Annotated in this window: 24 protein-coding genes and 1 riboswitch; of the genes, 15 read left to right on the top strand and 9 right to left on the bottom strand. The window is 72.6% G+C overall.

Annotated features, from left to right (window positions below; all coding sequences use genetic code 11):
• The 4 genes from ACZ53K_RS25760 to ACZ53K_RS25775 are packed head-to-tail and all read right to left on the bottom strand — an operon-like array spanning window position 1 to window position 3,064.
• Window positions 1-675 carry an urease accessory protein UreF gene (locus ACZ53K_RS25760; protein ID WP_468840863.1) on the bottom strand — a complete coding sequence of 225 codons (675 nt, stop codon included), beginning with the start codon at window positions 673-675 and terminating at the stop codon, window positions 1-3.
• 43 nt (window positions 676-718) lie between these two features.
• On the bottom strand, window positions 719-2,440 hold the full coding sequence (locus tag ACZ53K_RS25765) for an urease subunit alpha (RefSeq protein WP_468840865.1): 1,722 nt from the start codon (window positions 2,438-2,440) through the stop codon (window positions 719-721).
• A complete protein-coding gene (locus tag ACZ53K_RS25770) occupies window positions 2,433-2,744 on the bottom strand; it encodes an urease subunit beta (RefSeq protein ID WP_073762566.1) in 312 nt (103 codons plus the stop codon). The genes ACZ53K_RS25765 and ACZ53K_RS25770 overlap by 8 nt, the downstream gene beginning before the upstream one ends.
• Window positions 2,745-2,761: 17 nt before the next feature.
• Window positions 2,762-3,064, bottom strand: a complete 303-nt coding sequence (locus ACZ53K_RS25775) for an urease subunit gamma (protein WP_030017664.1) — start codon at window positions 3,062-3,064, stop codon at window positions 2,762-2,764.
• A gap of 381 nt (window positions 3,065-3,445) precedes the next feature.
• On the opposite strand from ACZ53K_RS25775, the gene ACZ53K_RS25780 reads away from it, so the two are divergent.
• Window positions 3,446-4,426 (top strand): M28 family metallopeptidase, encoded by a 981-nt coding sequence (locus tag ACZ53K_RS25780; RefSeq protein ID WP_468840868.1) that lies wholly within the window; start codon window positions 3,446-3,448, stop codon window positions 4,424-4,426.
• Window positions 4,427-4,495: 69 nt separating this feature from the next.
• On the opposite strand, the gene ACZ53K_RS25785 is transcribed toward ACZ53K_RS25780, so the two are convergent.
• The 3 genes from ACZ53K_RS25785 to ACZ53K_RS25795 all read right to left on the bottom strand — a co-directional run bounded on the left by ACZ53K_RS25785 (window position 4,496) and on the right by ACZ53K_RS25795 (window position 6,309).
• A complete protein-coding gene (locus tag ACZ53K_RS25785; protein ID WP_468840870.1) occupies window positions 4,496-4,843 on the bottom strand; it encodes a type II toxin-antitoxin system Phd/YefM family antitoxin in 348 nt (115 codons plus the stop codon).
• Window positions 4,844-5,008: 165 nt separating this feature from the next.
• Window positions 5,009-5,311, bottom strand: coding sequence for a hypothetical protein (locus ACZ53K_RS25790; RefSeq protein WP_468840872.1), 303 nt, complete (start codon window positions 5,309-5,311; stop codon window positions 5,009-5,011).
• Between the two features lie 305 nt (window positions 5,312-5,616).
• Window positions 5,617-6,309 (bottom strand): GntR family transcriptional regulator, encoded by a 693-nt coding sequence (locus ACZ53K_RS25795; protein WP_468840874.1) that lies wholly within the window; start codon window positions 6,307-6,309, stop codon window positions 5,617-5,619.
• Between the two features lie 260 nt (window positions 6,310-6,569).
• Here ACZ53K_RS25795 and ACZ53K_RS25800 point away from each other — a divergent pair, with 260 nt between their 5' ends.
• The 5 genes from ACZ53K_RS25800 (at window position 6,570) to ACZ53K_RS25820 (ending at window position 10,466) form a co-directional block, all read left to right on the top strand.
• Window positions 6,570-7,205, top strand: coding sequence for an ATP-dependent Clp protease proteolytic subunit (locus tag ACZ53K_RS25800; RefSeq protein WP_468840876.1), 636 nt, complete (start codon window positions 6,570-6,572; stop codon window positions 7,203-7,205).
• 7 nt (window positions 7,206-7,212) lie between these two features.
• A complete protein-coding gene (locus ACZ53K_RS25805; protein WP_468840878.1) occupies window positions 7,213-7,518 on the top strand; it encodes a hypothetical protein in 306 nt (101 codons plus the stop codon).
• Between the two features lie 549 nt (window positions 7,519-8,067).
• Window positions 8,068-8,232, top strand: a riboswitch (cyclic di-AMP (ydaO/yuaA leader).
• A 3-nt stretch (window positions 8,233-8,235) separates the two neighbouring features.
• On the top strand, window positions 8,236-8,709 hold the full coding sequence (locus ACZ53K_RS25810; protein ID WP_468840880.1) for a C40 family peptidase: 474 nt from the start codon (window positions 8,236-8,238) through the stop codon (window positions 8,707-8,709).
• A 127-nt stretch (window positions 8,710-8,836) separates the two neighbouring features.
• A complete protein-coding gene (locus ACZ53K_RS25815) occupies window positions 8,837-9,466 on the top strand; it encodes a DUF6328 family protein (protein WP_468840882.1) in 630 nt (209 codons plus the stop codon).
• A 388-nt stretch (window positions 9,467-9,854) separates the two neighbouring features.
• Window positions 9,855-10,466: a hypothetical protein gene (locus tag ACZ53K_RS25820; RefSeq protein ID WP_468840884.1), complete on the top strand. Its 612-nt coding sequence runs from the start codon at window positions 9,855-9,857 to the stop codon at window positions 10,464-10,466.
• Window positions 10,467-10,496: 30 nt separating this feature from the next.
• Here the strand turns inward: ACZ53K_RS25820 and ACZ53K_RS25825 are convergent, their stop codons facing one another.
• Window positions 10,497-10,925, bottom strand: a complete 429-nt coding sequence (locus tag ACZ53K_RS25825) for an ATP-binding protein (protein WP_468840886.1) — start codon at window positions 10,923-10,925, stop codon at window positions 10,497-10,499.
• A 310-nt stretch (window positions 10,926-11,235) separates the two neighbouring features.
• On the opposite strand from ACZ53K_RS25825, the gene ACZ53K_RS25830 reads away from it, so the two are divergent.
• A complete protein-coding gene (locus tag ACZ53K_RS25830; protein ID WP_468840888.1) occupies window positions 11,236-12,123 on the top strand; it encodes a helix-turn-helix domain-containing protein in 888 nt (295 codons plus the stop codon).
• An 11-nt stretch (window positions 12,124-12,134) separates the two neighbouring features.
• Complete coding sequence (locus tag ACZ53K_RS25835; protein WP_468840890.1) at window positions 12,135-12,371, top strand: DUF397 domain-containing protein; 237 nt, start codon at window positions 12,135-12,137, stop codon at window positions 12,369-12,371.
• A 72-nt stretch (window positions 12,372-12,443) separates the two neighbouring features.
• Here ACZ53K_RS25835 and ACZ53K_RS25840 read toward each other — a convergent pair whose 3' ends face one another.
• The gene (locus ACZ53K_RS25840) at window positions 12,444-13,628 is read right to left on the bottom strand and encodes an 8-amino-7-oxononanoate synthase (RefSeq protein ID WP_468840976.1); all 1,185 of its coding nucleotides are present in this window, start codon (window positions 13,626-13,628) and stop codon (window positions 12,444-12,446) included.
• A 218-nt stretch (window positions 13,629-13,846) separates the two neighbouring features.
• Between ACZ53K_RS25840 and bioB the strand changes: the two genes are divergently transcribed.
• The 7 genes from bioB (at window position 13,847) to ACZ53K_RS25875 (ending at window position 22,888) form a co-directional block, all read left to right on the top strand.
• On the top strand, window positions 13,847-15,076 hold the full coding sequence (gene bioB / locus ACZ53K_RS25845) for a biotin synthase BioB (RefSeq protein ID WP_468840892.1): 1,230 nt from the start codon (window positions 13,847-13,849) through the stop codon (window positions 15,074-15,076).
• The gene (locus ACZ53K_RS25850; RefSeq protein WP_468840894.1) at window positions 15,069-16,379 is read left to right on the top strand and encodes an adenosylmethionine--8-amino-7-oxononanoate transaminase; all 1,311 of its coding nucleotides are present in this window, start codon (window positions 15,069-15,071) and stop codon (window positions 16,377-16,379) included. Before bioB ends, ACZ53K_RS25850 begins: the two co-directional genes overlap by 8 nt.
• Before the next feature lie 90 nt (window positions 16,380-16,469).
• Window positions 16,470-17,156 carry a dethiobiotin synthase gene (gene bioD / locus ACZ53K_RS25855; protein WP_468840896.1) on the top strand — a complete coding sequence of 229 codons (687 nt, stop codon included), beginning with the start codon at window positions 16,470-16,472 and terminating at the stop codon, window positions 17,154-17,156.
• A gap of 92 nt (window positions 17,157-17,248) precedes the next feature.
• Window positions 17,249-17,932: a class I SAM-dependent methyltransferase gene (locus ACZ53K_RS25860; protein ID WP_468840898.1), complete on the top strand. Its 684-nt coding sequence runs from the start codon at window positions 17,249-17,251 to the stop codon at window positions 17,930-17,932.
• 71 nt (window positions 17,933-18,003) lie between these two features.
• Window positions 18,004-19,299, top strand: coding sequence for an alpha/beta hydrolase family protein (locus ACZ53K_RS25865; protein ID WP_468840900.1), 1,296 nt, complete (start codon window positions 18,004-18,006; stop codon window positions 19,297-19,299).
• 151 nt (window positions 19,300-19,450) lie between these two features.
• Window positions 19,451-20,305, top strand: a complete 855-nt coding sequence (locus ACZ53K_RS25870) for an ABC transporter ATP-binding protein (protein ID WP_468840902.1) — start codon at window positions 19,451-19,453, stop codon at window positions 20,303-20,305.
• A 6-nt stretch (window positions 20,306-20,311) separates the two neighbouring features.
• Window positions 20,312-22,888 (top strand): ABC transporter permease, encoded by a 2,577-nt coding sequence (locus tag ACZ53K_RS25875; protein WP_468840903.1) that lies wholly within the window; start codon window positions 20,312-20,314, stop codon window positions 22,886-22,888.
• Window positions 22,889-22,891: the final 3 nt, after the last annotated feature.

Genomic DNA, 22,891 nt, shown 5'->3' on the forward strand with positions numbered 1-22,891 from the left:
TTACGAGGCGAACAGCCGTACCGGCCACGCCGCGTGCTGCTCGGCGGTGATGTCCAGCAGTGGCGCCGAGGCGGCGGGCAGCGCGCCGATGCCCTCCCGGGGAACTTCGAGGGCTGCTTCGGCGGCCCGCCCGGCGACCTGCTCCAGCGGCGCCGCCAGCCGGGCCAGCACCGCGGTCGCCTCGAACGGGTCCAGGCTCAGCAGCCGCACCACGGCGGTGGCCGGACCGCTGACGCTCTCGTAGGCGGCGGCATGCGCCGCATCCAGCGCATCCAGCCCGGCCGAGCGGGCCGCCAGCCCCAGCACCACGGGCTGATGCGCCCCGCGCGGCCGGGCCACCGCCAGCGCGTCCAGCTCGGCCGAGGGCCAGGTGGCGCGGGCCGCCCGCATCATCTGCCGCCCCAGCCGCCGCGCCGTGTGCCGCAACGCCGGCACCGGCGTGCGCGCATCGGCCGCCTCGTCCAGCTCCAGCGGATCACACCCGCCCGCCGCCGCGGCCGCCAGCCCCGCCGCCACCAGACCCGCGGTATGCAGCCGGCCCCGGCAGAACGCCTCCAGACCCGCCGCATCCCTGATCCGCCCCGCCTCGACCGCCGCCTCCGCCCCACCCGAATGCGCATGCCCACCCGCCGGAAACCGCCCGTCCGCCAGCACCAAAAGCGCCGCCCTGCTCATCGCCGCACCTCCTTCCCCGGCCGTTCGCCCATGTCCGGTCCGCTCAGAAGAGGAAGTAACGCTGGGCCATCGGCAGTTCGGCGGCCGGGTCGGGCTCGACCACGTCGCCGTCGATGGTGACCGTGAAGGTGTCGGGATCGACGTGTACGTGGGGCAGCGCGTCGTTGTTGCGCATGTCCGCCTTGGTCACGCCGCGGGTGCTGCGGATGGGCCGGAAGGACTTGGCCAGCCCCAGCCGTTCGGGCAGCCCGTCCGCGACGGCCTGTTCGGACACGAAGTTGACGGAGTTGCTGCCCGGCGCCCGGCCGAAGGCGCCGAACATCGGGCGGGGCAGCACCGGCTGCGGGGTGGGGATGGAGGCGTTGGCGTCGCCCATCTGCGCGTACGCGATCTGGCCGCCCTTGATGACCAGGTGCGGCTTGACGCCGAAGAACGCCGGGTCCCACAGCACCAGGTCGGCCAGCTTGCCCTCCTCGACCGAGCCGACCTCGTGGTCGATGCCCTGGGCGACGGCCGGGTTGATGGTGTACTTCGCCACGTAGCGGCGGGCACGGGCGTTGTCCGCGAGCAGGTCGCCGGGCAGGGTGCCGCGCCGTTTCTTCATCACGTGCGCGGTCTGCCAGGTACGCAGCACGACCTCGCCGATGCGGCCCATCGCCTGGGCGTCCGACGACATGATCGAGATGGCGCCGAGGTCGTGCAGGATGTCCTCGGCCGCGATGGTGGAGGGCCGGATACGGGACTCGGCGAACGCCAGGTCCTCCGGCACGGCCGGGTTGAGGTGGTGGCAGACCATCAGCATGTCGAGGTGCTCCTCGACGGTGTTGACGGTGTGCGGCCGCGTCGGGTTGGTGGAGGCGGGCAGCACGTTCGGCTCGGAGACCATGGCGATCATGTCGGGCGCGTGGCCGCCGCCGGCGCCTTCCACGTGGTACGCGTGGATGCCGCGGCCCCCGATGGCGGCCAGGGTGTCCTGGAGGAAGCCCGCCTCGTTCAGGGTGTCGGTGTGGATGGCCAGTTGCGCTCCGCTCTCCTCGCAGACGCGCAGACAGGCGTCGAGCACGGCGGGGGTGGCACCCCAGTCCTCGTGGATCTTGAAGCCGAGGACGCCCGCGCGCAGCTGGTCGTGCATCGAGGCGGCGGACATGGTGTTGCCCTTGCCCAGCAGGCCGACGTTGACGGGCAGCCCGTCCATCGACTCGAACATCCGGGCCACGTGCCAGGCGCCCGGTGTGATGGTGGTGGCCTTGCTGCCCTCGGCCGGGCCCGTCCCGCCGCCGACCAGGGTGGTCACGCCGGAGGCGAGGGCCTCGTCCACCTGCTGGGGGCAGATGAAGTGCACATGGGTGTCGATGGCACCGGCCGTGAGGATCTTGCCGTTGCCCGCGATGACCTCGGTCTCCGGGCCGATCACCAGGTCGGGGTGGACGTCGTCCATGGTGTCGGGGTTGCCGGCCTTGCCCAGCGCGACGATCCGGCCGTCCCGTATACCGACGTCGGCCTTGATCACACCCCAGTGGTCCAGGACGATCGCACCGGTGATGACGGTATCGGGCGCGCCCTCGGCGCGGGTGGCGCGGGACTGGCCCATCGACTCGCGGATCACCTTGCCGCCGCCGAAGACCGCCTCGTCACCGGCCCGGCCCGGGCCGCCCGCCCGGTCCTCGGTGATCTCGACGAGGAGGTCGGTGTCGGCCAGCCGTACGCGGTCGCCCACGGTCGGGCCGTACAGGTCGGTGTAGGCGGCGCGGGTCAGGTCAGCCATCGAGGGAGCCTCCGGTCTCGCCGCGCAGGCCCGCGACGATCCGCTTGCCCCCGACGGGGACGAGTTCGACCTCGGTGGGGATGCCGGGCTCGAAGCGCACGGCGGAGCCGGCGGGGACGTTCAGCCGCTTGCCGTGCGCGGCCGCACGGTCGAAGTCGAGGCCCGGGTTGGCCTCGGCGAAGTGGTAGTGGGAGCCGACCTGGACGGGGCGGTCGGCGGCGTTCAGGACGGTCAGCCGGGTGACGGGGAGCCCGGGGTTCAGGCGGACCGGCGCGTCGGCGTGCAGGATCTGGCCGGGAATCATGGTCGCGGTCGCCGCCCTCAGTTGATGGGCTCGTGGACGGTGACCAGCTTGGTGCCGTCGGGGAAGGTGGCCTCGACCTGTACGTCGTGGATCATCTCCGGGACGCCTTCCATGACCTCTTCGCGGGTGAGCACCTTGCGTCCGGTCGACATCAGCTCGGCGACCGTACGGCCGTCCCGCGCGCCTTCGAGGATATGGACGGTCAGCAGCGCGACGGCCTCCGGGTGGTTGAGCCGTACCCCGCGGGAGCGCCGCTTCTCCGCCACGTCGGCCGCCACGTGGATCATCAGGCGTTCCTGCTCGTGCGGGGTCAGTTGCATACCTTCACCTCACCGTCTTCGAGCTGGGCGCATCCGCCCAGGTCACGGGTGGCGATACACCCGCAAAAGCAGATGTATCACACAGTAATTAAAGGAGGAGCAAACTGCTTTCCAGCTCCGCGCCATCAATGACCCGTCGGCCGCAGGCTAGTTCCGCGTAATTTCACCGGCGTTAACTCGGCGGGTCGACCGCGCTACGTCACCGACCCGGCCCCGCCCATGCCACCCGGGTGGCCCGGTGTACCGCTTCAGCCCGGTGCGTCCCCTATGCGGACACCGCGGTCCGCCATCCGCTCTTGACGCGGCACGGATCACTCGGAATTCTCATGCGCACGTCAAGCATTGGGCACCACCCCCCACATCAGCATCGGAGCCCCCACTGTGATTCGTACGCCCCACACGTCCCAGACATCCCATAAGTCCCGAATACGCCGCGCGGCACCGGCCGCCGGTGCCTGCGCCGCCCTCGCCGCCGCCCTGCTGGGGCCCGTCGCGGGGGCAGCGGCCACCGCCCCCGCGGCAGCCACCGCACCGGACATCCCGGTCACCGCCGTCAAGGCCCACCTCTCCCGGCTGCAGTCCATCGCGGACGCCAACGGCGGCAACCGCGCCCACGGAACGGCCGGGTACCGGGCCTCGGTCGATTACCTCAAGGGCAAGCTGGACGCGGCCGGCTTCACCACCACCGTCCAGGAGTTCACCCGTAACGGCACCAAGGGCTACAACCTCCTCGCGGACTGGCCCGGCGGCGGCACGGAGCGGACCGTGATGACCGGGGCCCACCTGGACTCGGTCACCGAGGGCCCCGGCATCAACGACAACGGCTCCGCCTCCGCGGCCATCCTGGAGGTGGCACTCGCGGTCTCCAAGGCCCACCTCGAACCCGCCAAGCACCTGCGGTTCGCCTGGTGGGGCTCCGAGGAATACGGGCTCGCGGGCTCCCGGCACTACGTGGACGGGATGTCGGCGGGCGAGCGCGGCGCGATCGACGCGTATCTGAACTTCGACATGATCGGCTCGCCCAACCCGGGCTACTTCGTGTACGACGACGACGCGCGCCTGGAGAAGGTCTTCAAGGACCACTTCGCGGCGAAGAACATCGCCACCGAGATCGAGACGGAGGGTGACGGGCGCTCCGACCACGCACCGTTCAAGGACGCCGGCGTACCGGTCGGCGGCCTGTTCTCCGGAGCGGACTACATCAAGACCGCCGAGCAGGCGAAGAAGTGGGGCGGTACGGCGGGCAAGGCGTTCGACGCCTGCTACCACGCCTCCTGCGACACCGCGAAGAACATCGACGACACGGCGCTGGGCAACAACACGGCCGCGATCGCCGACGCGGTCTGGCAGCTCGGCTCCTGACGCCGGGCGGCCGCCGCCCGGCGCCCGGGCACCGGGCAGCGGCGGTCCGCCCCCGCTGCCCGGCCGGCGCTACCCGGCGCCCGGGGCGCCGTGCTCACCCGTGACACCGTGCCCGCCGCCGGCCGCCCCACGGTCGCCCGCCGCACCGTGGTGTTCCGCCGCGATGCCGAAGCGGCGCCACTCTCCGGGCGGGGCCGGGAACGGCCGTACCGAGGAGACCGTGGAGATCACCTGTTCCTCCGCCGCCTCCTCCGCCGCCCGGTACGCGTCGAGACGCTCCAGGTCGGCGGCGGACACCAGCCCCACCAGCGGCTTGCCGTGGCGCGTGACGACCACCCGCTCGCCTCCGTAGACGACGCGGTTGATCAGATCCGCCAACTCCGCCCGGGCCTGCGTCACCGGAATCTCATAAGCCATGCTCCTAGCTTAGGTCGCGGCCGCGGCATCCCGGCCAGGCCTGCGCCCGGCCGATCTCGCGGACGCCGTACGCGGGACACCTTGCGCGGGGCACCGTACGCACACCGACGGCCCGGCAGGGCTGCCGGGCCGCGTGCGCCGAGGCGCCTTCGGAGGGAGGTGCGGTCAGGGAGAGGTGCGGTCCGTGGGCTCGCGGCTGCCGCACTTGGCCAGCCCGCGACTGATCATGTACCCGACGGTCAGCAGGGTGACATAGAGCCATGCCTGGTCGGCGGGGAAGCGGTCCACGTCGGCGGCGTCACTGCCGACGACGGCGGAGGCGACCAGTACCGCCACGACGGCGGCGAGATAGACGAAGAACTCGGTGCTCTTGAACGCGGGCTTGGTCTCCGCGCTCGTGTGCCGCTCGGTTCGGGCGGCCTGGGACCGGCCGGATTCCGGGTATCCGGCGGATGAAGCGGTAGCCATCGCGTCCTCCTGGGCTCGGCTGGGCCCGGGGGTCCCGGGTCCGTCCGGCGGGTACCCGGGCGGTCCGGGGCGGAACGGCGGTTTCCGTACGGGCGGGTTCCGCAAGAGTTCCTTTGGCCAGGGGCCTCTGCGTCAGTTGTCGCCTCGTGCCGCCCGGCGGGACCGCGGGCGATGACGCGTGGGACGGCGGAGGAAGTCCGGCACGCCGTGCGCCGAACCGGCGCCGGACCGCGCGGGGCACTTCGGCCGGAACGGTGCACCGGGCGCCGTGCCGCCGCGCGGTGCCCGTACGCCGGGAGCAGGGGTCAGCAGGTGCCGGACCGGGAGCCGGGCATGCCACTCGCGCGCTGCCAGTACTCGTCCGCGAACTGCAGCGCGCGCTGCCGGTCGCCCGTCGCGCAAGCGTCCAGCAAGGCATCCCAAGCGCTGCCGGCCCCATTGGTCAAGTCGGGCAAAGGGAGTTCGAGGTGTTGTGCCCGCTGCCATGCAGGGGCGAGCTGTGTGACGGCGTCGTACAGGGGCCTGTTGCGGCAGGCGTGGACGAAGACGCTCCACAGCGCACGCTCGCTGCCGGCCGCTTCCACCGCGTCCTTGCGCGCGACGGCACGCGCGTGCGTGGCAGCGCAGTTGCGCAGGGCAGCGAGGTCACCCTCGGGGAGCGGCCACGGCACGCCGATCAGGGCGGTGCGGTACAGGCCGTGCAGCGCGGTGGCGGTGTCCCGGCAGGCGGCGGCGTCGACCGTGGTCACCCGTACCGTTTCAGGCCCGGTGTACTCGACGAGTCGCTGGGAGGCCAGGAGGAGCAGCGCTTCCCGGAGCGGGGCGACGGGAGCACCGAGCTGCTGGGCGATGTGCGGCTCTCCGTACTCCTGGCCGGGCGCCAGGGTTCCGTTGACGAGTGCTTCGGTGAGCGCGCTGTGCAGGCGTTCCCGCAACGCGTGACGGTCGTCGGTGGCGGTCCCCGGAGGCAGGGGCGCAAGGTGGGACAAGTCGGGCATCGGGCGTCCTCTGCGGGCGGTCACAGACGTACAGCGGCCATTGTGCACGGCGGGCCGGCGCGCCACTCGAAGGCCAGGTCACAGGCAGTCAGCCCAACTCCGGGGCGGCTTCCCTGACTACCCGTGAGGTTTTCGCTCTCAGCGAGCTTCGGCACTTCACCCCACGAAGGCATTGCTTTCGCCCAACGGAACGTGCTCCTATCTAGCCCTACGTACGTCCTGTACATTTTTTACAGACGGTTAGGGAAGAGGAGCTTTCCATGAACGGCCCCCAGGCCCGTTACGTCCTTCCGGAGTTCACCGAACGCACCACCCACGGGGCCCGGACCATGGACCCCTACTCCAAGCTGCTCAGCGAGCGGATCATCTTCCTCGGCACCCCGGTCGACGACACCGCGGCCAACGACGTGATCGCCCAGCTCATGCACCTGGACTACGACGCCCCCGACCGGGACATCTCGCTCTACATCAACTCCCCCGGCGGCTCCTTCACCGCGATGTCCGCGATCTACGACACGATGCAGTTCGTCGGCTGCGACATCGAGACGGTCTGCCTGGGCCAGGCCGCCTCCGCCGCCGCGGTACTGCTGGCGGCCGGCGCGCCCGGCAAGCGCCTCGCCCTGCCGGGCGCCCGCATCCTCATCCACCAGCCCTCGTTCGGCGAACCCGTGCAGGGGCAGGCCGACGACCTCCGGATCCAGGCGGACGAACTGCTGCGCACCCGCGCCCTGCTGGAGGAACTGCTCGTACGGCACACCGGGCAGCCCGCCGAGCGGATCGCCGAAGACCTCGAACGCGACAAGATCTTCGACGCCGGGTCGGCCGTGGAGTACGGGCTCATCGACGGGCTCACCCGCAGCCGCAAGCCGGGCGCCGCGGCACTCGGCGCGAAGTGAGCCCGGGATGCTGCCGCCCGAACTGCCGCCGCTGCCCGCGCTGACGCGCGCCGAGGGCGCGGTCATCGACAGCTATCTGGCGGTCCTGGACCTGCTGGGCCGTATCAACCCGGCCCGCGGCACGGACACGTACGGCGGGCTGCGCGCCGCACAGGCCCTGGTCGGCAAGTCCGCCGCGCTACGGGACGCGTTGACGCTGATGCACGACCGGGGCGAGAGCGAACTGCACGCGGACACACTGGCGCAGGCCCTGCGCGTACTGGACGGCGAGCGCCGCGCACGGCTGATCTCCGTCCCACCGCCGCGCGGTTGACGCGGCAGGGCAGTGCCACGGCTCCCGCCGCCGAGCGGCGGCCGCGCCTCAGGAGTGCGGCCGCCACGGCACCGCCGCACCGGCCGGGAGGGCGTCCGGACGGGGGTCGGACGCCCTCCCTCACACCTTTGGCACACGAGAAGCACGGCCACCTCACGCGGCACACGCCAGGCGGAGGGTGACAGAGGCGGCCAGGAGGTCCCACGGCACCACAAGGGCCCACCTGTATGCCGACACGAAGCCCGATCGGGCTCGCTCGAACGGCGTATCCGCGGAGCCGCGCGCTGTGCCACACATGTTGCGCGACCCACGCACGTGTCTCCCGGAACCGCTGCTTCCGGGGCTGGTGCACGGGTCCTCACCCGTCGCGGGCCTCCCACGAAACGCCCGCCGTCCACCCGAACAGCGCAGACGTGACCAACCTCACATACAGCTGTTTCTGCTCGGAATCCGGGCGCGAGGTGCGCAACGATCGCTTCGACGACAAGCCCCCGCCACAGCGGTGGGGCGGTCCGGGCGGACGCCCAATCCTGCCGCCGTACCGGATGTCTGGTCGATGCGCCTGGATCGGCAGGAGCGGAGGACCCGAGCACGACGGGGCCGCCGGCCACCACGGCCGGACGGTCCCTTGGGGTGAAGTCGCCACCGCGACCGGGCATCTTCGCCTGCCCGAACCCGACAGGCACTTCTTCGCAGGCGGCTGACGAAGGGTTGCGCATGACTGCGCGTACCACCGCTTCCCCTCTGCTGGCGCGAGCCGGAGTGATCTCCGCCATCGCCCTCGCCACGGTCGGCGGAACACTGGTCGTCCCAGGAGCCACCGAGAACGCGGAAGCCGCGTCGAGCTCGGCCGCGGCACTGCGGGTCGCCGCTTCCAAGAAGGGAGCGCCCTACAAGTACGGAGCCAGCGGGCCACACCGTTTCGACTGCTCAGGACTGACGCTGTACTCGTTCAAGCGGGCCGGGAAGCGGCTGCCGCGCACCGCGGCGGCCCAGTACAACCGCACCCGGCAGCTGTCCGCCTCCGCGCGCCGCCTCGGCGACCTGGTCTTCTTCCACTCCCGCCGCGGCGTCTACCACGTGGGCATCTACGCGGGGAGCGGCAAGATCTGGCACGCGCCCAAGCCCGGTGCCGTGGTGCGGCTGGAACGCATCTGGTCGCGCAGCGTCTCGTACGGGCGGGTGCGCTGACCGCCCGGTCCGCCGGTGTGGTGATCCGCCGGTCGCGCCGGTCCTCCCGCCCGTACGCGGGTGCGCGCTCCCGCACACCCGTGCGCGTTCGAGGAGTGATCAACGCGTCGGCGGATACCCGCACGCAATGGCCCCCCTCACCGACGACGACCGGAACGAACTGACCGAGCACAGCGGACACACCGAGCATGCCGAACTGCCGAGAGCACCCGGACCGGCCGAGCCGCACGCCGAACCGCACCAGCCGTCCGGTCCCGCCCCGCACACCGTGTGCGCGGACCGCAACGAGACGCCGCTGGAACGCTACGACCGCAACTTCGGCGAACTGCTCCAGGAACTGCGCGTCCTGCAGACCGGTGTGCAGATCCTCTTCGCGTTCCTGCTGACGCTGGCCTTCACCCCGCGCTTCGTGTCCCTGGACACCACGCAACGCGCGTTCTACGTGGGCACCTTGCTCCTGGCCGTACTGGCGACGCTGCTGCTCACCGCGCCTGCCGCGGTGCACCGGGTCCTGTTCCGGCGGCGCGCGAAGGGGCTGATCGTGGAGGTCTCTGCGCGTCTGACGGCCGCCGGGATGGCGGTGCTCGCGCTGGCGCTGGCCGGTGCGGTGCTGCTGGTCGTCGACGTCGTACTGGGACGCGGGGCGGGGGTGGTCGCGGGTTCGGTGACGCTGGTGACGTGCGGTGGGCTGTGGGCGCTGCTGCCCCGCGTACTGGGACATCTGAACGGGCACATCAAGCCGACGGCCGGCGACTAGGGCGTTTCTGATGGATCTCCGTGGGGGACGGAGCGGCGTTCGGTGCGTGCGCTCGGCGTGCGGTGTGAAGGGTCATGTGGCGGAGCCACCTGTCCCTTTGCGCCGTGCGGCGAGGGTGCGTGCCTGGGGGCACCTCCCAGCGGTAGCTGGGGGAGTCGCGATGCCGCGGAGATCCGTCAGAAGCGCCCTAGCCTCCCCGGCCGCACCGATCGGCTGGTCGCACCGGTCGGCTGGCCGCACCGGCCGTACCGATCGCACCGCGCCGTCGAAATCTTTTGTGACCTGGTCGTCCTTGCTTTGGCGACGGTGAACCGATGGAGTCTCCTTAGCACGTGAGGAGACCCATGCACATGCACCTGCCCCAGCACTCGCACCTCAGGACCGACTCGTGAACCTGCGCGGACTTCTGCGCCGCCGCTCCCCCGCCACCCCCTGCCCGGCCTGCGGCAGCACGGACGTGCTGTGGGAGGACGAGGGGGTCTACGGCGCCGGTGAACTGCTGTGGTGGTGTGCCTCCTGCCTGCATCAGTGGCACCCGGGCGACCTCGGCCCCGGCACGCAAGCCGCCCCCGGACCACCCACGACCTCTCCGGCCTCCCCGGCCTCTCCAGCCCCTGCCGCCTCCCCCGTCCCAGCTCCCGCCATGCCTCCCGAGCCCCCGCTGATGCCGCCACCCCCGCTCCAGCCTCCGCCGGGCGCGGTTCCGCTCGCCCTCCCCCACCAGCCGCCCGGAAACGGCATCGGCAACGGCAACGGTTCCGGCCCCGGTCACGGCCCCGCGGGCGCCCCCGGACCGGCCACCGTCGCCGAACGCGTCATGTACGCCGCCGGGCTGTCCCCTCTGGTCCCCTGTCCCGGCGCCTACGAGCCGTGGCCGTGCCGCTGTTCCCTCTGCGGCCGGGAGACCAGCCCCACGTACCGGCAGGTGCGGGACGACGGTGTGGGCTGCGCGTGTGCCACGGGCCGCCGCCGCAAACCCCGCTTCCTCACCAGACCGTGAGGTCGGGCCCGCCGCTGGCGAAACGTGCCGCTACGGCAGGAACAGCCGCCACGGCAGGGTGATCCAGACCGTCTTGCCGCCGGTGGCGGTGGGCTCGACCGCCAACTGTCCGCCGGCCTCGGCGGCGAGGAAGCGGACGATCACCATGCCCCGCCCGTTGTCCTGCTGCACGGCGGCCGGCAACCGCTTGGGCCAGCGCGGGTGGTCGTCGGTGACGCCGATCCGCAGCCGTTCGTCGCGGTCCAGCCGGACGTCGACGGTGAACGCCGGTGACCGGCCGAAAGTGTGCTGTACGGCGTTGGTGGCCAGTTCCGAGACGATCAGACGCACGGCGTCGGCCGTATCCGTCCCGTCCGGAAGGCCCCATTCGGCCAGCACCCCTGTGACGTACCTACGGGCCTCGGCGACCGATGCCGGTGCGCTGGGCAGAGTGAGTGAGGATTCCTGATGGTCCGCCATCGCGACGCCGTCCCTTTCCCACCGAGGCTCGACTCAGGCCCGCCGCCGGAGGAAGCCGCCATCGCTTTCGGCCTCCGGACCTCTTCCGGTCCCTTCGGCTCCGGCTTCGGACTGCTGCTGTGCGCCAGACTGCCACTCATGCTGCGGCTGTGACGGGTCATCCACCAAGAAGTGCATATATCTGTCGCCCGAAGCGGTGAACTCTGCTACGCGAGACCGTATTTGCGCGGCAGACTGTCGGATCGGAACCGGCCATCAGGGGACGGCGCACCCATGGCGCGCCCCCGCGAAAGGAAACGGAGGGCGCGGCATGCGGCACGGGCCCGCGGTGCGCCGTCGCAAGCTGGGTGCGGAGTTACGGCGCCAGCGGACGCTGGCGGGGCTCACCAGTGGTGAGGCGGCCCGTCTGGTCGGGTGGCACCAGTCCAAGGTCAGCCGCATCGAGACCGGGCGCAGTGGTGCCCGGCCGGCCGACGTCGAACTGCTGCTGGACGCGTACGGCGTCCGGGACACGGAGTTGCGTGCCCTCCTGGTGGCGCTGTGCGGGGGCGGTACGCGGGACGGCGGCGGCGGGCGGCACGGCTGGTGGCACACGTACCGCGACCTGCTGCCGCCGGAGTACCGGGACTTCATCAGCCTGGAGTACGGGGCGTCCCGGGCGCGCACGCTGGAGACGACGGTGGTGCCGGGGCTGTTGCAGACGCCGGACTACGCGCGGGCGGTGACCCGCGCCACGCTGTCGGATCTGCCGCCGAAGCAGGTCGAGGAGCTGGTGGAGGTGCGTATCGCCCGCCAGGAAGTGCTGCGGGGTGAGCGGCCGCTGGAGTTGCGGGCGGTGCTGGACGAGGCGGTGCTGCGCCGGGAGGTCGGCCCGCCGGGGGTGATGGCGGCGCAGCTGCGGCACATTCTGGACGTGGGGCAATTGTCGCATGTGCGACTACAGGTACTGCCCTTCGCGTCCGGTGTGCACATCGGCATCACCGGCCCTTTCGTTATCTTCTCCTTTCCGCTCACTTCTGACTTGGATGTGGTTGTTCTCGACCATTTGACGAGTAGCCTCTACTTGGAGCAGAAAGCAGATCTCAGGGCGTACAGCGATGCGTTCGACACGCTGCGGGGGCGCGCCCTCTCATGCGAGAAGTCAGCGCAATTCATCGCCCGGATCGCCGATACCTCATGGGCCGGCACCGGCGTCTGAGGAGGCATCCCATGTCACTTCCGGCTGAGAACGACCCGCTCCACACCACGCGTCACGGCATGCGCTGGTGGCGCAGCAGCCACAGCACCGCGATGAACAACTGCGTCGAGACGGCCCGCATCGGCCTCGGCCTGCTCGCGGTGCGCGACTCGAAGAACACCGCGGGCCCGGCGCTGCTGTTCACCACGACGGCCTGGAAGTCCTTCGTCGACGGGCTCGCCGACAGCCGCTTCGCGAAGGTGGGCTGAGCCGGACCGCCGTACGGCTGCGGAGCACGCACCGTAGCGGCCAGGCATACGGGACACCGCCGGCGGCCGCCCCTACCAGGCGGCCGGCGCGGTCCGCACGACCGTCCGGACCGCTTCCCGCGCCTGCCGGGCAGACAGGTCGGCGCGCGCGGTGAGACGCAGCCGGGAGATGCCGTCGGGCACGGACGGCGGCCGGAAACAGCCGACCACGAGGCCCGCGTCCCGGCAGTCCGCGGCCCACTGGACCGCCTGTTCCGGCGAGGGCGCCCGTACCGACACCACCGCGGCGTCCGGGCGGACGACGGACAGCCCGGCGGCGCTGAGCCGCTGGTGCAGTTCCGCCGCCACCGCGCGGACCCGGCCGGCGCGTTCCGGTTCGCGGCGCAGCAGGCGCAGCGCCGTACGGGCGCCGCCGACCGCCGCGGGCGCGAGACCGGTGTCGAAGATGAACGTCCGCGCGGTGTTGACCAGGTGCTCGATGACCCGGGCGGGGCCGAGGACCGCGCCTCCCTGGCTGCCGAGCGACTTCGACAGGGTGACGGTGGCGACCACGTCCGCGTCCCCGGCCAGCCCGGCCGCGTGCAACGTGCCGCGCCCTCCGTCGCCGAGTACGCCCAGCCCGTGCGCGTCGTCGACGAGCAGCGCCGCTCCGTGCGCGCGGCAGGCGTCGGCGAGGGAGCGCAGGGGCGCGGCGTCGCCGTCGACGGAGAAGACCGCGTCGGTGACGGCGAGCGCCGGTCCGCCGTGGCCGTCCAGTGCCGCGCGCACCGCGTCGGGGTCGGCGTGCGGCGTCACGACGGTCCTGGCCCTGGCGAGCCGGCAGCCGTCGATGAGCGAGGCGTGGTTGCCCGCGTCCGAGACGATCAGGCCGCCGGGTACGCCGAGCGCGGTGACGGCGGCGAGGTTGGCCGCGTAACCGGAGGACAGCACGAGGGCGGCCTCGAAACCGCAGAATTCGGCGAGTTCGGCCTCCAGGCGGGCGTGCAGCTCGGTGCTGCCGGAGACCAGCCGGGACCCGGTGGCGCCCGCGCCCCAGCGGTGCGCGGCCTGCGCGGCACCGCGGGTGACCTCCGGGTGCCGGGCCAGGCCGAGGTAGTCGTTGCTCGCCAGGTCCAGCAGCGGCGACTCGACCGGCCGCGGCCGCAGCGTACGGACGAGACCCGCCCGGCGGCGCTGCTCCCCGGCCGCGTCGATCCAGCCGAAGGCGGCGGCCCGGTTGCCGGTGTCCCGCCCGGTTCCGCGGCCGGGCGCGAGCATCCCGGACGGCATGGCGTGCGGCGGCGCCGGCGCGTCGCCGAGCAGGGGCGGAGCAGGGTCGTCCTGAGGCATCGGCATCCTTCGCGTTTGTGGGCTGTCGATAGACGTTAGCGGTCGTTACACCGTCCTACGGTGTGGCCATGCACACACCCCGCATCAGCGCCCTTGTTGGGTTCCTCCATGGTCGCGGGCCGTGGGCGTACGCCAGGATCGTCGCCATGGATCTGCTGACAACGCTGGTGGACAAGGGACTGCGGCGCGAACTGCCGACCCGCGAAGAGGCGCTCGCCGTACTGGCGACGTCCGACGACGACCTGCTCGACGTGGTGGCCGCGGCCGGAAAGGTACGCCGCCGGTGGTTCGGGCGGCGGGTGAAGCTGAACTATCTGGTCAACCTGAAGTCCGGGCTGTGTCCCGAGGACTGCTCGTACTGTTCCCAGCGGCTCGGCTCCAAGGCCGAAATCCTCAAGTACACCTGGCTCAAGCCGGAGGACGCCTCCAAGGCGGCTGCGGCCGGGGTGGCCGGCGGCGCCAAGCGGGTCTGCATCGTGGCCAGCGGCCGCGGCCCGACGGACCGGGACGTGGACCGGGTGTCGCAGACCATCGCCGCCATCAAGGAGCAGAACGAGGGCGTCGAGGTGTGCGCGTGCCTCGGTCTGCTCTCGGACGGCCAGGCGGACCGGCTGCGCGCCGCGGGCGCGGATGCCTACAACCACAACCTCAACACGTCCGAGGCCACGTACGGGGACATCACCACCACCCACACCTACGCGGACCGGGTCGAAACGGTCCAACAGGCGCAGGCCGCGGGTCTGTCCGCCTGCTCCGGTCTGATCGCGGGCATGGGTGAGAGCGACGCGGACCTGGTGGACGTGGTCTTCGCCCTGCGCGCGCTGGACCCCGACTCGGTGCCGGTGAATTTCCTGATCCCCTTCGAGGGCACCCCGCTGGCCAAGGAGTGGAACCTCACGCCCCAGCGGGCGCTGCGCATCCTGGCGATGGTGCGTTTCGTCTGCCCGGACGTGGAAGTACGGCTGGCCGGCGGGCGCGAGGTGCATCTGCGCTCGATGCAGCCGCTGGCCCTGCACCTGGCCAACTCCATCTTCCTCGGCGACTACCTGACCAGCGAGGGCCAGGCGGGCAAGGACGATCTGGCGATGATCGCGGACGCGGGCTTCGAGGTGGAGGGCACGGACACCACCACGCTGCCGGAGCACCGCGCGGACGCGCTCGCGGGCGGCGGCTGCGGTGGCCACGGGGGTGGCGGCTGCGGGCCGTGCGGGGACGGCGACGCCGCGGCGGAACCGGCCGGTGACGTTCGTACGGACGTCGTGCAGTCGGCCGGTGCGGCGCGTACGGGCCTGGCCGAACCGGCCGGTGACGCGCGTACGGACCTGGTCGCCGTACGCCGCCGGGGCGCGGGCACGGAGCTGCCGCCGAATGCCTGAGCCCGCACAGCTCCCCGTCCCCGAACTGCTGGCGCTCGACCGGCAGCACGTCTGGCACCCGTACGGCCCGATGCCCGGCCGGACCGACCCGCTGGTCGTCGCCTCGGCATCCGGCGTACGACTACACCTGGCCGAACCTGTCGAGGGTCAGGACGCATTGGTGGACGGAATGTCCTCCTGGTGGTCGGCGGTGCACGGATACAACCACCCGGTGCTCAACGACGCCGTCCGCGGCCAGCTGGACCGGATGAGCCATGTGATGTTCGGCGGGCTCACGCACGAACCCGCCGTACGGCTCGCCACCCGGCTCGCCGAGATCACCCCGGACGGGCTGGAACACGTCTTCCTCGCCGACTCCGGATCGGTGGCGGTCGAGGTCGCCGTGAAGATGTGCCTCCAGTACTGGCGCTCGGTCGGCCGGCCGCACAAACAGCGGCTGATGACCTGGCGCGGCGGCTACCACGGCGACACCTGGCAGCCGATGTCCGTGTGCGACCCGAAGGGGGGCATGCACGAGCTGTGGCAGGGCGCCCTGCCCCGGCAGCTGTTCGCGGACGCGCCGCCCCCGGGCTTCGACGCCCCGCCCGACCCGGCGTACGAGGCGCAGCTGCGCGAGCTGGTCGCCCGGCACGCCGACGAACTGGCGGCGGTCGTCGTGGAACCGGTGGTCCAGGGAGCGGGCGGCATGGTCTTCCACTCCCCCGGCTACCTGCGGGTACTGCGCGAGGCATGCGACGAGCACGGCGTCCTGCTGGTCTTCGACGAGATCGCCACCGGCTTCGGCCGTACGGGATCACTGTTCGCCGCCGGTCACGCAGGCGTCACACCGGATGTGATGTGCGTCGGCAAGGCCCTGACCGGCGGGTATCTCACCATGGCGGCGACGTTGTGCACGCCGGCCGTCGCGGACGGGATCTCCCGGGGCGACGTGCCGGTGCTCGCGCACGGGCCGACCTTCATGGGCAATCCGCTGGCCGCCGCGGCCGCCAACGCCTCGATGGACCTGCTGCTGTCCCAGGACTGGGCACGGGAGGTCAAGCGGATCGAGACCGGACTGCGGGACGGCCTCGCCGACGCGGCCGCCGTCGAAGGCGTACGGGACGTCCGGGTTCTGGGCGCGATCGGCGTGCTCCAGCTCGACCGCCAGGTCGACATGACGGCCGCCACCCGGGCGGCCGTGCGGGAGGGCGTGTGGCTGCGCCCGTTCCGTGACCTCGTATACGCGATGCCGCCGTACATCACCGGGGACGAGGACGTGGCGCGGATCTGCGCGGCGATGTGCGCAGTGGCGCGCAAGGGATAAGGGGCCGGGGGACACCCCCGGGTCACGCCCTGGGGCTTCGAACACCGGGCCCCAGGGCGGCAACCATGCTCGACGACAGGAGAACCCAACGTGTCGGTGCTGTTCGTGACCGGAACGTGCACGGAGATCGGCAAGACCGTGACCACGGCGGCCCTCGCCGCGACGGCGCTCGCCCAAGGCCGTTCCGTCGCGGTACTCAAACCCGCCCAGACCGGGGTCACCGCCCATGAACCGGGTGACGCGGCGGAAGTCGCGCGACTGGCGGGCCCCCGGGTCACCACCGCCGAACTGGCGCGTTTCCCCGAGCCGCTGGCACCCGAGACCGCCGCGCGCCGCGCCGGTCTGCCGCCCGTACGCCCCGGGGACATCGCCGAAGCGGCCGCCAAGCTGGCCGCCTCGCACGACCTCGTGCTGGTCGAGGGCGCGGGCGGCCTGCTCGTCCGGTTCGACGACCAGGGCGCGACCCTCGCCGACGCCGCCCGCCTGGCCGGAGCGCCCGTACTGGTCGTGGCCCAGGCGGGCCTGGGAACGCTCAACGCCGTGGCGCTCACCGCGCTGGCCCTGCGCTCGTACGGGATCGACTGCCCCGGCGTGGTGGTGGGCAGCTGGCCCACGGCCCCTGACCTCGCCGCCCGCTGCAACCTCGACGACCTCCCCCAGGCGGCCGGCGCCCCGCTGCTGGGGCGCGTACCGGAGGGCGCGGGAAGCCTGCCGCCGGAGGAGTTCCGCGCGCAGGCGCCGGGCTGGCTGGCCCCCGCCCTCGGTGGCACCGCGTAATCCACCGCCGCCACCACGCTCCGGCGGTGGTGTCCCGGCGCGGCACGGCGGACACTCGAACCGGCCAGCGACGTACGGCGAAGGGACCAGCCATGCCACAGCGCACGAGGGTCGAGCGGGGAGTCGTGCACCATCCGGTCTTCGCCCGGTGGTACGCGTGTTTCGCGGACCACCGTCCGGGACTCGCGGACCTGCGGCGCGACATGCTGGCCGGGCTCTCGGGCCGGGTGATCGAGATCGGCGCCGGTACGGGAGCGAACTTCGCCCACTACCCCCGGACCGTCGCGGAGGTGGTGGCCATCGAGCCCGAACGCACCCTGCGGCAACGGGCCCTGACCGAGGCGGCGCGCGCCGGCATCCCGGTGGACGTCGTACCGGCCACGGCGGAAGCGCTGCCGGTCAAGAGCGAGGCGTTCGACGCGGCGGTGGTGTCGCTGGTGCTCTGTTCGGTACGTGACGTGCGGCGTTCGCTGTCGGAACTCCGGCGGGTACTGCGACCGGGCGGCCAACTGTGCTTCTTCGAACACGGCCGCTCCCTGCGCCACGGCCCCGCCACGGTGCAACGGGCCCTGGACCGCACGGTGTGGCCCCTGCTGATGGGCAACTGCCACCTGTCACGCGACCCGCTGCACGAACTGCGGACCGCGGGCTTCACCCTCGACACCTACCGCCGCGGTCGCGTCCTGGGCCCCGGCCCCGCCCTGCCGTGGACGGTGGTGGGCGTGGCACGACGGGCAGGGGAAGACCCGGAGGGCGCAGGGCTGGAAGCGCGGTAGCGACCGAGGATGATCGATGATCAGACCTGGGGCTGACGCGCCGGCCCGCGTGTGAACCTACCGTCATCCACATGAACAGACTTCCCCGGACGGTCGGTTCCGTCGCCCTGGCCCTGGCGCTCAGCCTCCCCATACCGCTCGCCGCCACCGCGGGCACATCCTGGGCCGCGCCCGCACCCCAGCCCGTCTCGGCCGCCACCGCCCCGTCCGACCGTACGGACACGAAGGCCGCCGCGCGGCTGCGCCTGCCCGCTCCCACCGGACCGTACGCGGTCGGCCGGTCCACGCTGCCGATGACCGACCACAGCCGCCGCGACCCCTGGGTGCCCACGGCGCAGGCCCGCGAGCTGATGGTCGACGTGTACTACCCGGCGCGCCGCGGAACGGGCACGCCCGCGCGGTACGCCACCACCGAGGAGAGCCGGCACCTGATCAAGGCGCAGGGGTGGGAAAACGTGGTCGCGCCGGAGACCTTGAGCAGCACGGCCGTACACAGCCGCGCGGACGCCCGCCCCGCGGCCGGCACCTACCCGCTGCTGGTCCTCTCGCCCGGGTTCGGCGCTCCCCGCTACAGCATCACCAGCCTCGCGGAAGACCTGTCCTCCCGTGGCTACGTCGTCGCGACGGTCGACCACGCCTACGAGAGCGTCGGCACGGCCTTCCCCGGCGGCCGGATACTGACCTGCGTCGCCTGCGAGAAGGTGAACGGCACCGAGGACGGCATCCGGCTCGCGGCCGTCGGCCGGGGCCGGGACGTCTCGTTCGTCCTGGACCGGCTCACCGGGCGGCAAGCCTCCTGGCGCCACGCGCACTTGATCGACAAGAAGCACATCGGCATGGCCGGCCATTCGCTCGGCGGCGCGAGCGCCGTCTCCGCCATGGCGCGCGACAGCCGCATCCGGGCCGGCGTCAACATGGACGGAACGTTCCAGGACCCCGTGCCCGCCGACGGCCTCGGCTCCCGCCCCTTCCTGATGCTCGGTACGGACAACGAGGTGCACCGGCCCGGCGGCCGGGACCGGACCTGGGACCTGGCCTGGAGCCGTCTGGACGGGTGGAAGCGCTGGCTGACCGTCGCCGGCTCCGACCACTTCTCCTTCAGCGACGCCCCGGCCCTCGTCGGCCAGTTCGGCCTGCCCACCACGAACACCACGAACGCAGCGCACACCACAGCCCCCACAGGCCCCGCACACCCGCAGCCCCCACTCTCCGGACAGCGGGCGGTCGCCGTCACCCGTGCTTACGTGGCCGCGTTCTTCGACCGGCATCTGCGCCACCTGCCCCAGCCCCTGCTGCAGGGCCCCACGAAGGACAACCCGGAGGTGACGTTCCACCACCCGGTGCCCGCCCCGTCGGCCGTCCGCTGAGCACCGGTCCCGGCCCCGGGCACCGGGGCCGGGGGGCCGGGAGCGGGCCCGAGGGGGGATACCAGGACGCCGGAAGCTGCCCTACTGTCGTGGGCCATGCGGGAGTTGCCACCCCGTGCGGAACGGGGCAGGCCGACGTCGGGAGGCTGACGTGTCCACACCGGTCCCGGGCAGGGCGGAAGGCGCCACGGCAGGCGGCGAGGCGGCCGCGCGGGCGGTGTCGCTCGTCAAGACGTACGGCATGGGCGAGACCCGGGTCGTGGCGCTGGACGGCGTCGACGTGTCGATCGGCCGCGGGCGGTTCACGGCGGTGATGGGGCCCTCCGGTTCGGGGAAATCCACGCTGATGCCCTGCCTGGCGGGCCTGGACACGGTGTCCGCCGGCCGGGTGTGGCTGGGCGGCCGGGAGATCACCGGCCTGGACGACCGGCAGCTGACCCGGCTGCGCAGGGACCACGTCGGGTTCGTGTTCCAGTCGTTCAACCTGCTGCCCACGCTGACGGCCGAGGAGAACATCACGCTGCCCCTGGACATCGCGGGCCGCACACCGGACCGGGAGTGGCTGCACGAGGTGATCAGCACGCTCCGGCTCGGCGACCGCCTGCGGCACCGGCCCGCCCAGCTCTCCGGCGGGCAGCAGCAGCGGGTGGCGTGCGCCCGGGCCCTGGCCGCCCGCCCGGCCCTGATCTTCGCCGACGAGCCGACCGGCAACCTGGACTCCCGCTCGGGCCTGGAGGTGCTCCAGTTCCTGCGGGAGGCGGTGGACGAACTGGGGCAGACGGTCGCGATGGTGACCCACGACCCGAACGCGGCGGCCCACGCCGACCTGGCGCTCTATCTGGCGGACGGCCGGATCGTGGACGAGATGGCGCGGCCCACCGCGGAATCCGTCCTGGAGCGGATGCAGGTCTTCGCGGCGGGCCCCAGGCCGGACCCGCCGGCCGCACCGGGCCCCGGCGCCGATTCGGGCTCCGGCCCCGGCCCGGGCTCCCCACGGAACGGCTGACCTCCCGTGTTACGGGCCACCCTGCGGGGCTTCTTCGCGCACAAGGGCCGGCTGCTGCTCTCCGCCCTCGCCGTGGTGCTCTCGGTGGCGTTCGTGGTGGGCAGTCTGATCTTCTCGGACACCACGGGCGCCACCTTCGACCGGCTGTTCGCCTCGACCGCCTCGGACGTGCAGGTCGCGCCGCGGCAGGATTTCGACGCGCCGGGCGGCCTCGGTTCGGCCGAGACGCCGACCGTCCCGGCCGCCCTGCGGAGCCGGGTCGCCAACGTGCCGGGGGTGGCGGACGCGCACCTCGACGTGCGGGTGGAGCGGATCACCGTCACCGATGCCCGCAACCGCCCGGTGGGACCGACGCGGAGCGCGCCGTCCACCGCGACCAACTGGTATCCGAGCGAGCGCAGTCCGGTACGGGTGGCCGACGGCCGGCCGCCGCGCGGACCGGGCGAGGCGATGATCGACCAGGACACCGCCGGCCGGGCGGGCGTACGGATCGGTGACACGCTGCACGTCATCGCCGCGCCCGGCACCTTCCCCGTACGCGTCGTCGGCATCGCCGCGTTCACCACCACCAACCCGGGCTCCTCCCTGGTCTTCCTGGAGACCAGGGCCGCGCAGCGCGGCCTGCTGGGCAGCGCGGCCAGGGCGACCGGGGTGTCCGTGGATGCCGCGCCCGGCGTACCGGACAGCGTGCTCAAGAGCCGGATCGGCGCCGCGCTGGGCGCCGGTGCCGCCGCGTACGACATCCGGACGCGGGCCGAGCAGAAGAAGACGCAGGCCGAGCAGTTGGGGGACTTCCTCAGCGTCCTCAAATACATGATGGTGGGCTTCGCGGGCGTCGCGGTCCTCGTCGGCGTCTTCCTGATCGTCAACACCTTCTCGATGCTGATCGCGCAGCGCACCCGGGAGCTGGGCCTGCTGCGGGCGCTGGGCGCGGACCGTCGTCAGGTGCGCCGCTCGGTGCTGCTGGAAGCACTGCTGCTGGGCGTCTTCGGCGCCACGGCCGGGCTCGCGGCGGGTATCGGGCTCGCGGTGCTGCTGGTCGTCGCGCTGGGCTGGTTCGGGCTGCGGCTGGACACCGCCGACCTGGTGCTGAACTGGCCGACCGTGGTCGTCGCGTACGCCGTCGGTGTGGGCGTGACCTTCGTCGCCGCGCTGCTGCCCGCGCTGCGGGCGGGCCGGGTCTCCCCGATGGCCGCCCTCGCCGACGTGGAGGTGTCCGGCAGCGGACGCCCGTTGCGCTTCCGGGCCGCCGCCGGGTCCCTGGTGGGCGCGGCGGGCGTGGCCGCGCTGGCCGGGTGTGCGCTGAGTGAGCGGACGGCGGCCGCCGGGTCGCTGCTGGCGCTCGGTGTGCTGCTGACGCTGGTGGCCGGGGTGATCGCGGGGCCGCTGCTGGTACGCCCGGTGCTCCGGCTGCTCGGGCGGGGGCTGGAGCCGGCGTTCGGCGCGGTGGGCCGGATGAGCCGCCGCAACGCGCTGCGCAATCCCCGCCGTACGGGAGCGACGGCGGCGGCCCTGATGGTCGGGCTGGCGCTGGTGGCCGGGCTAGCGGTCGCCGGGGCTTCGGCGGCGGCGTCGGTCTCCCGGCAGATCGACCGGACGCTGGGCGCCGACTTCGTCGTACAGAACGCGTCGTTCGTCCCGTTCTCCGAGGAGATCACCGACCGGGTGCGGGCCACTCCGGGAGCCGGCACGGTCGTACGCCAGCGGATCGTCCCCCTGAAGCTGGAACTGCCGGGCGGCCGGTCGGTCACGACGGTGGCCGGGGCCTTCGACCGGGACTTCGACGCCGTGGCGAAGGTGACGTACGCGGCGGGGAACTCCGCGGCGGCGCTGGCGCCCGGACGGGTCGGAATCCAGCAGGAGTTCGCACGGGAACACGGTCTCCGGGTGGGCAGCCGGCTGGACGCGGTACTGCCGTCCGGGCGGCCCGCCCGCTTCACGGTCGGTGCGCTGACGAAGGACTCCGGTTCCGGGCCGGGTGCCCAGGGTGGCGTCTTCATGGGGATGGCCACCCTGGAGAGGTACGTGCCGGGCGGCCAGAACTCCGTGCTGTACGTGAACGCCGCGGACGGCACCGCCCCACAGCGGCTGCGGACCGCCCTGGAGCGGACGCTCGCGCCGTTCCCGCAGGTGCAGGTGCACGATCAGGCCGGGTACAAGGAGCTGGTCAGCGGTCAGATACAGGGGCTGCTCAACCTGCTGTACGGGCTGCTGGGGCTGGCCATCGTCATCGCGGTGCTCGGCGTGGTCAACACCCTGGCTCTGGCCGTCGTGGAGCGCACCCGCGAGATCGGACTGCTGCGCGCCGTCGGCCTGTCCAGGAAGCAGCTGCGCCGGATGATCCGGCTGGAGTCGGTGGTGATCGCTCTGTTCGGCGCGCTCCTCGGCCTCGTGCTCGGGCTGGCCTGGGGAGCCGCCACACAGCGGGTACTGGCTCTGGAGGGGCTGACGGCGTTCGCCGTCCCCTGGACCACGGTGGCCGCGGTGGTGGTCGGGTCCGTACTGGTCGGGCTGCTGGCGGCGGTGCTGCCCGCACTGCGCGCGTCCCGGCTCGACGTACTGACCGCGATAGCCCACGAGTAAACG

Source organism: Streptomyces sp. NPDC033221, from assembly GCF_055577005.1.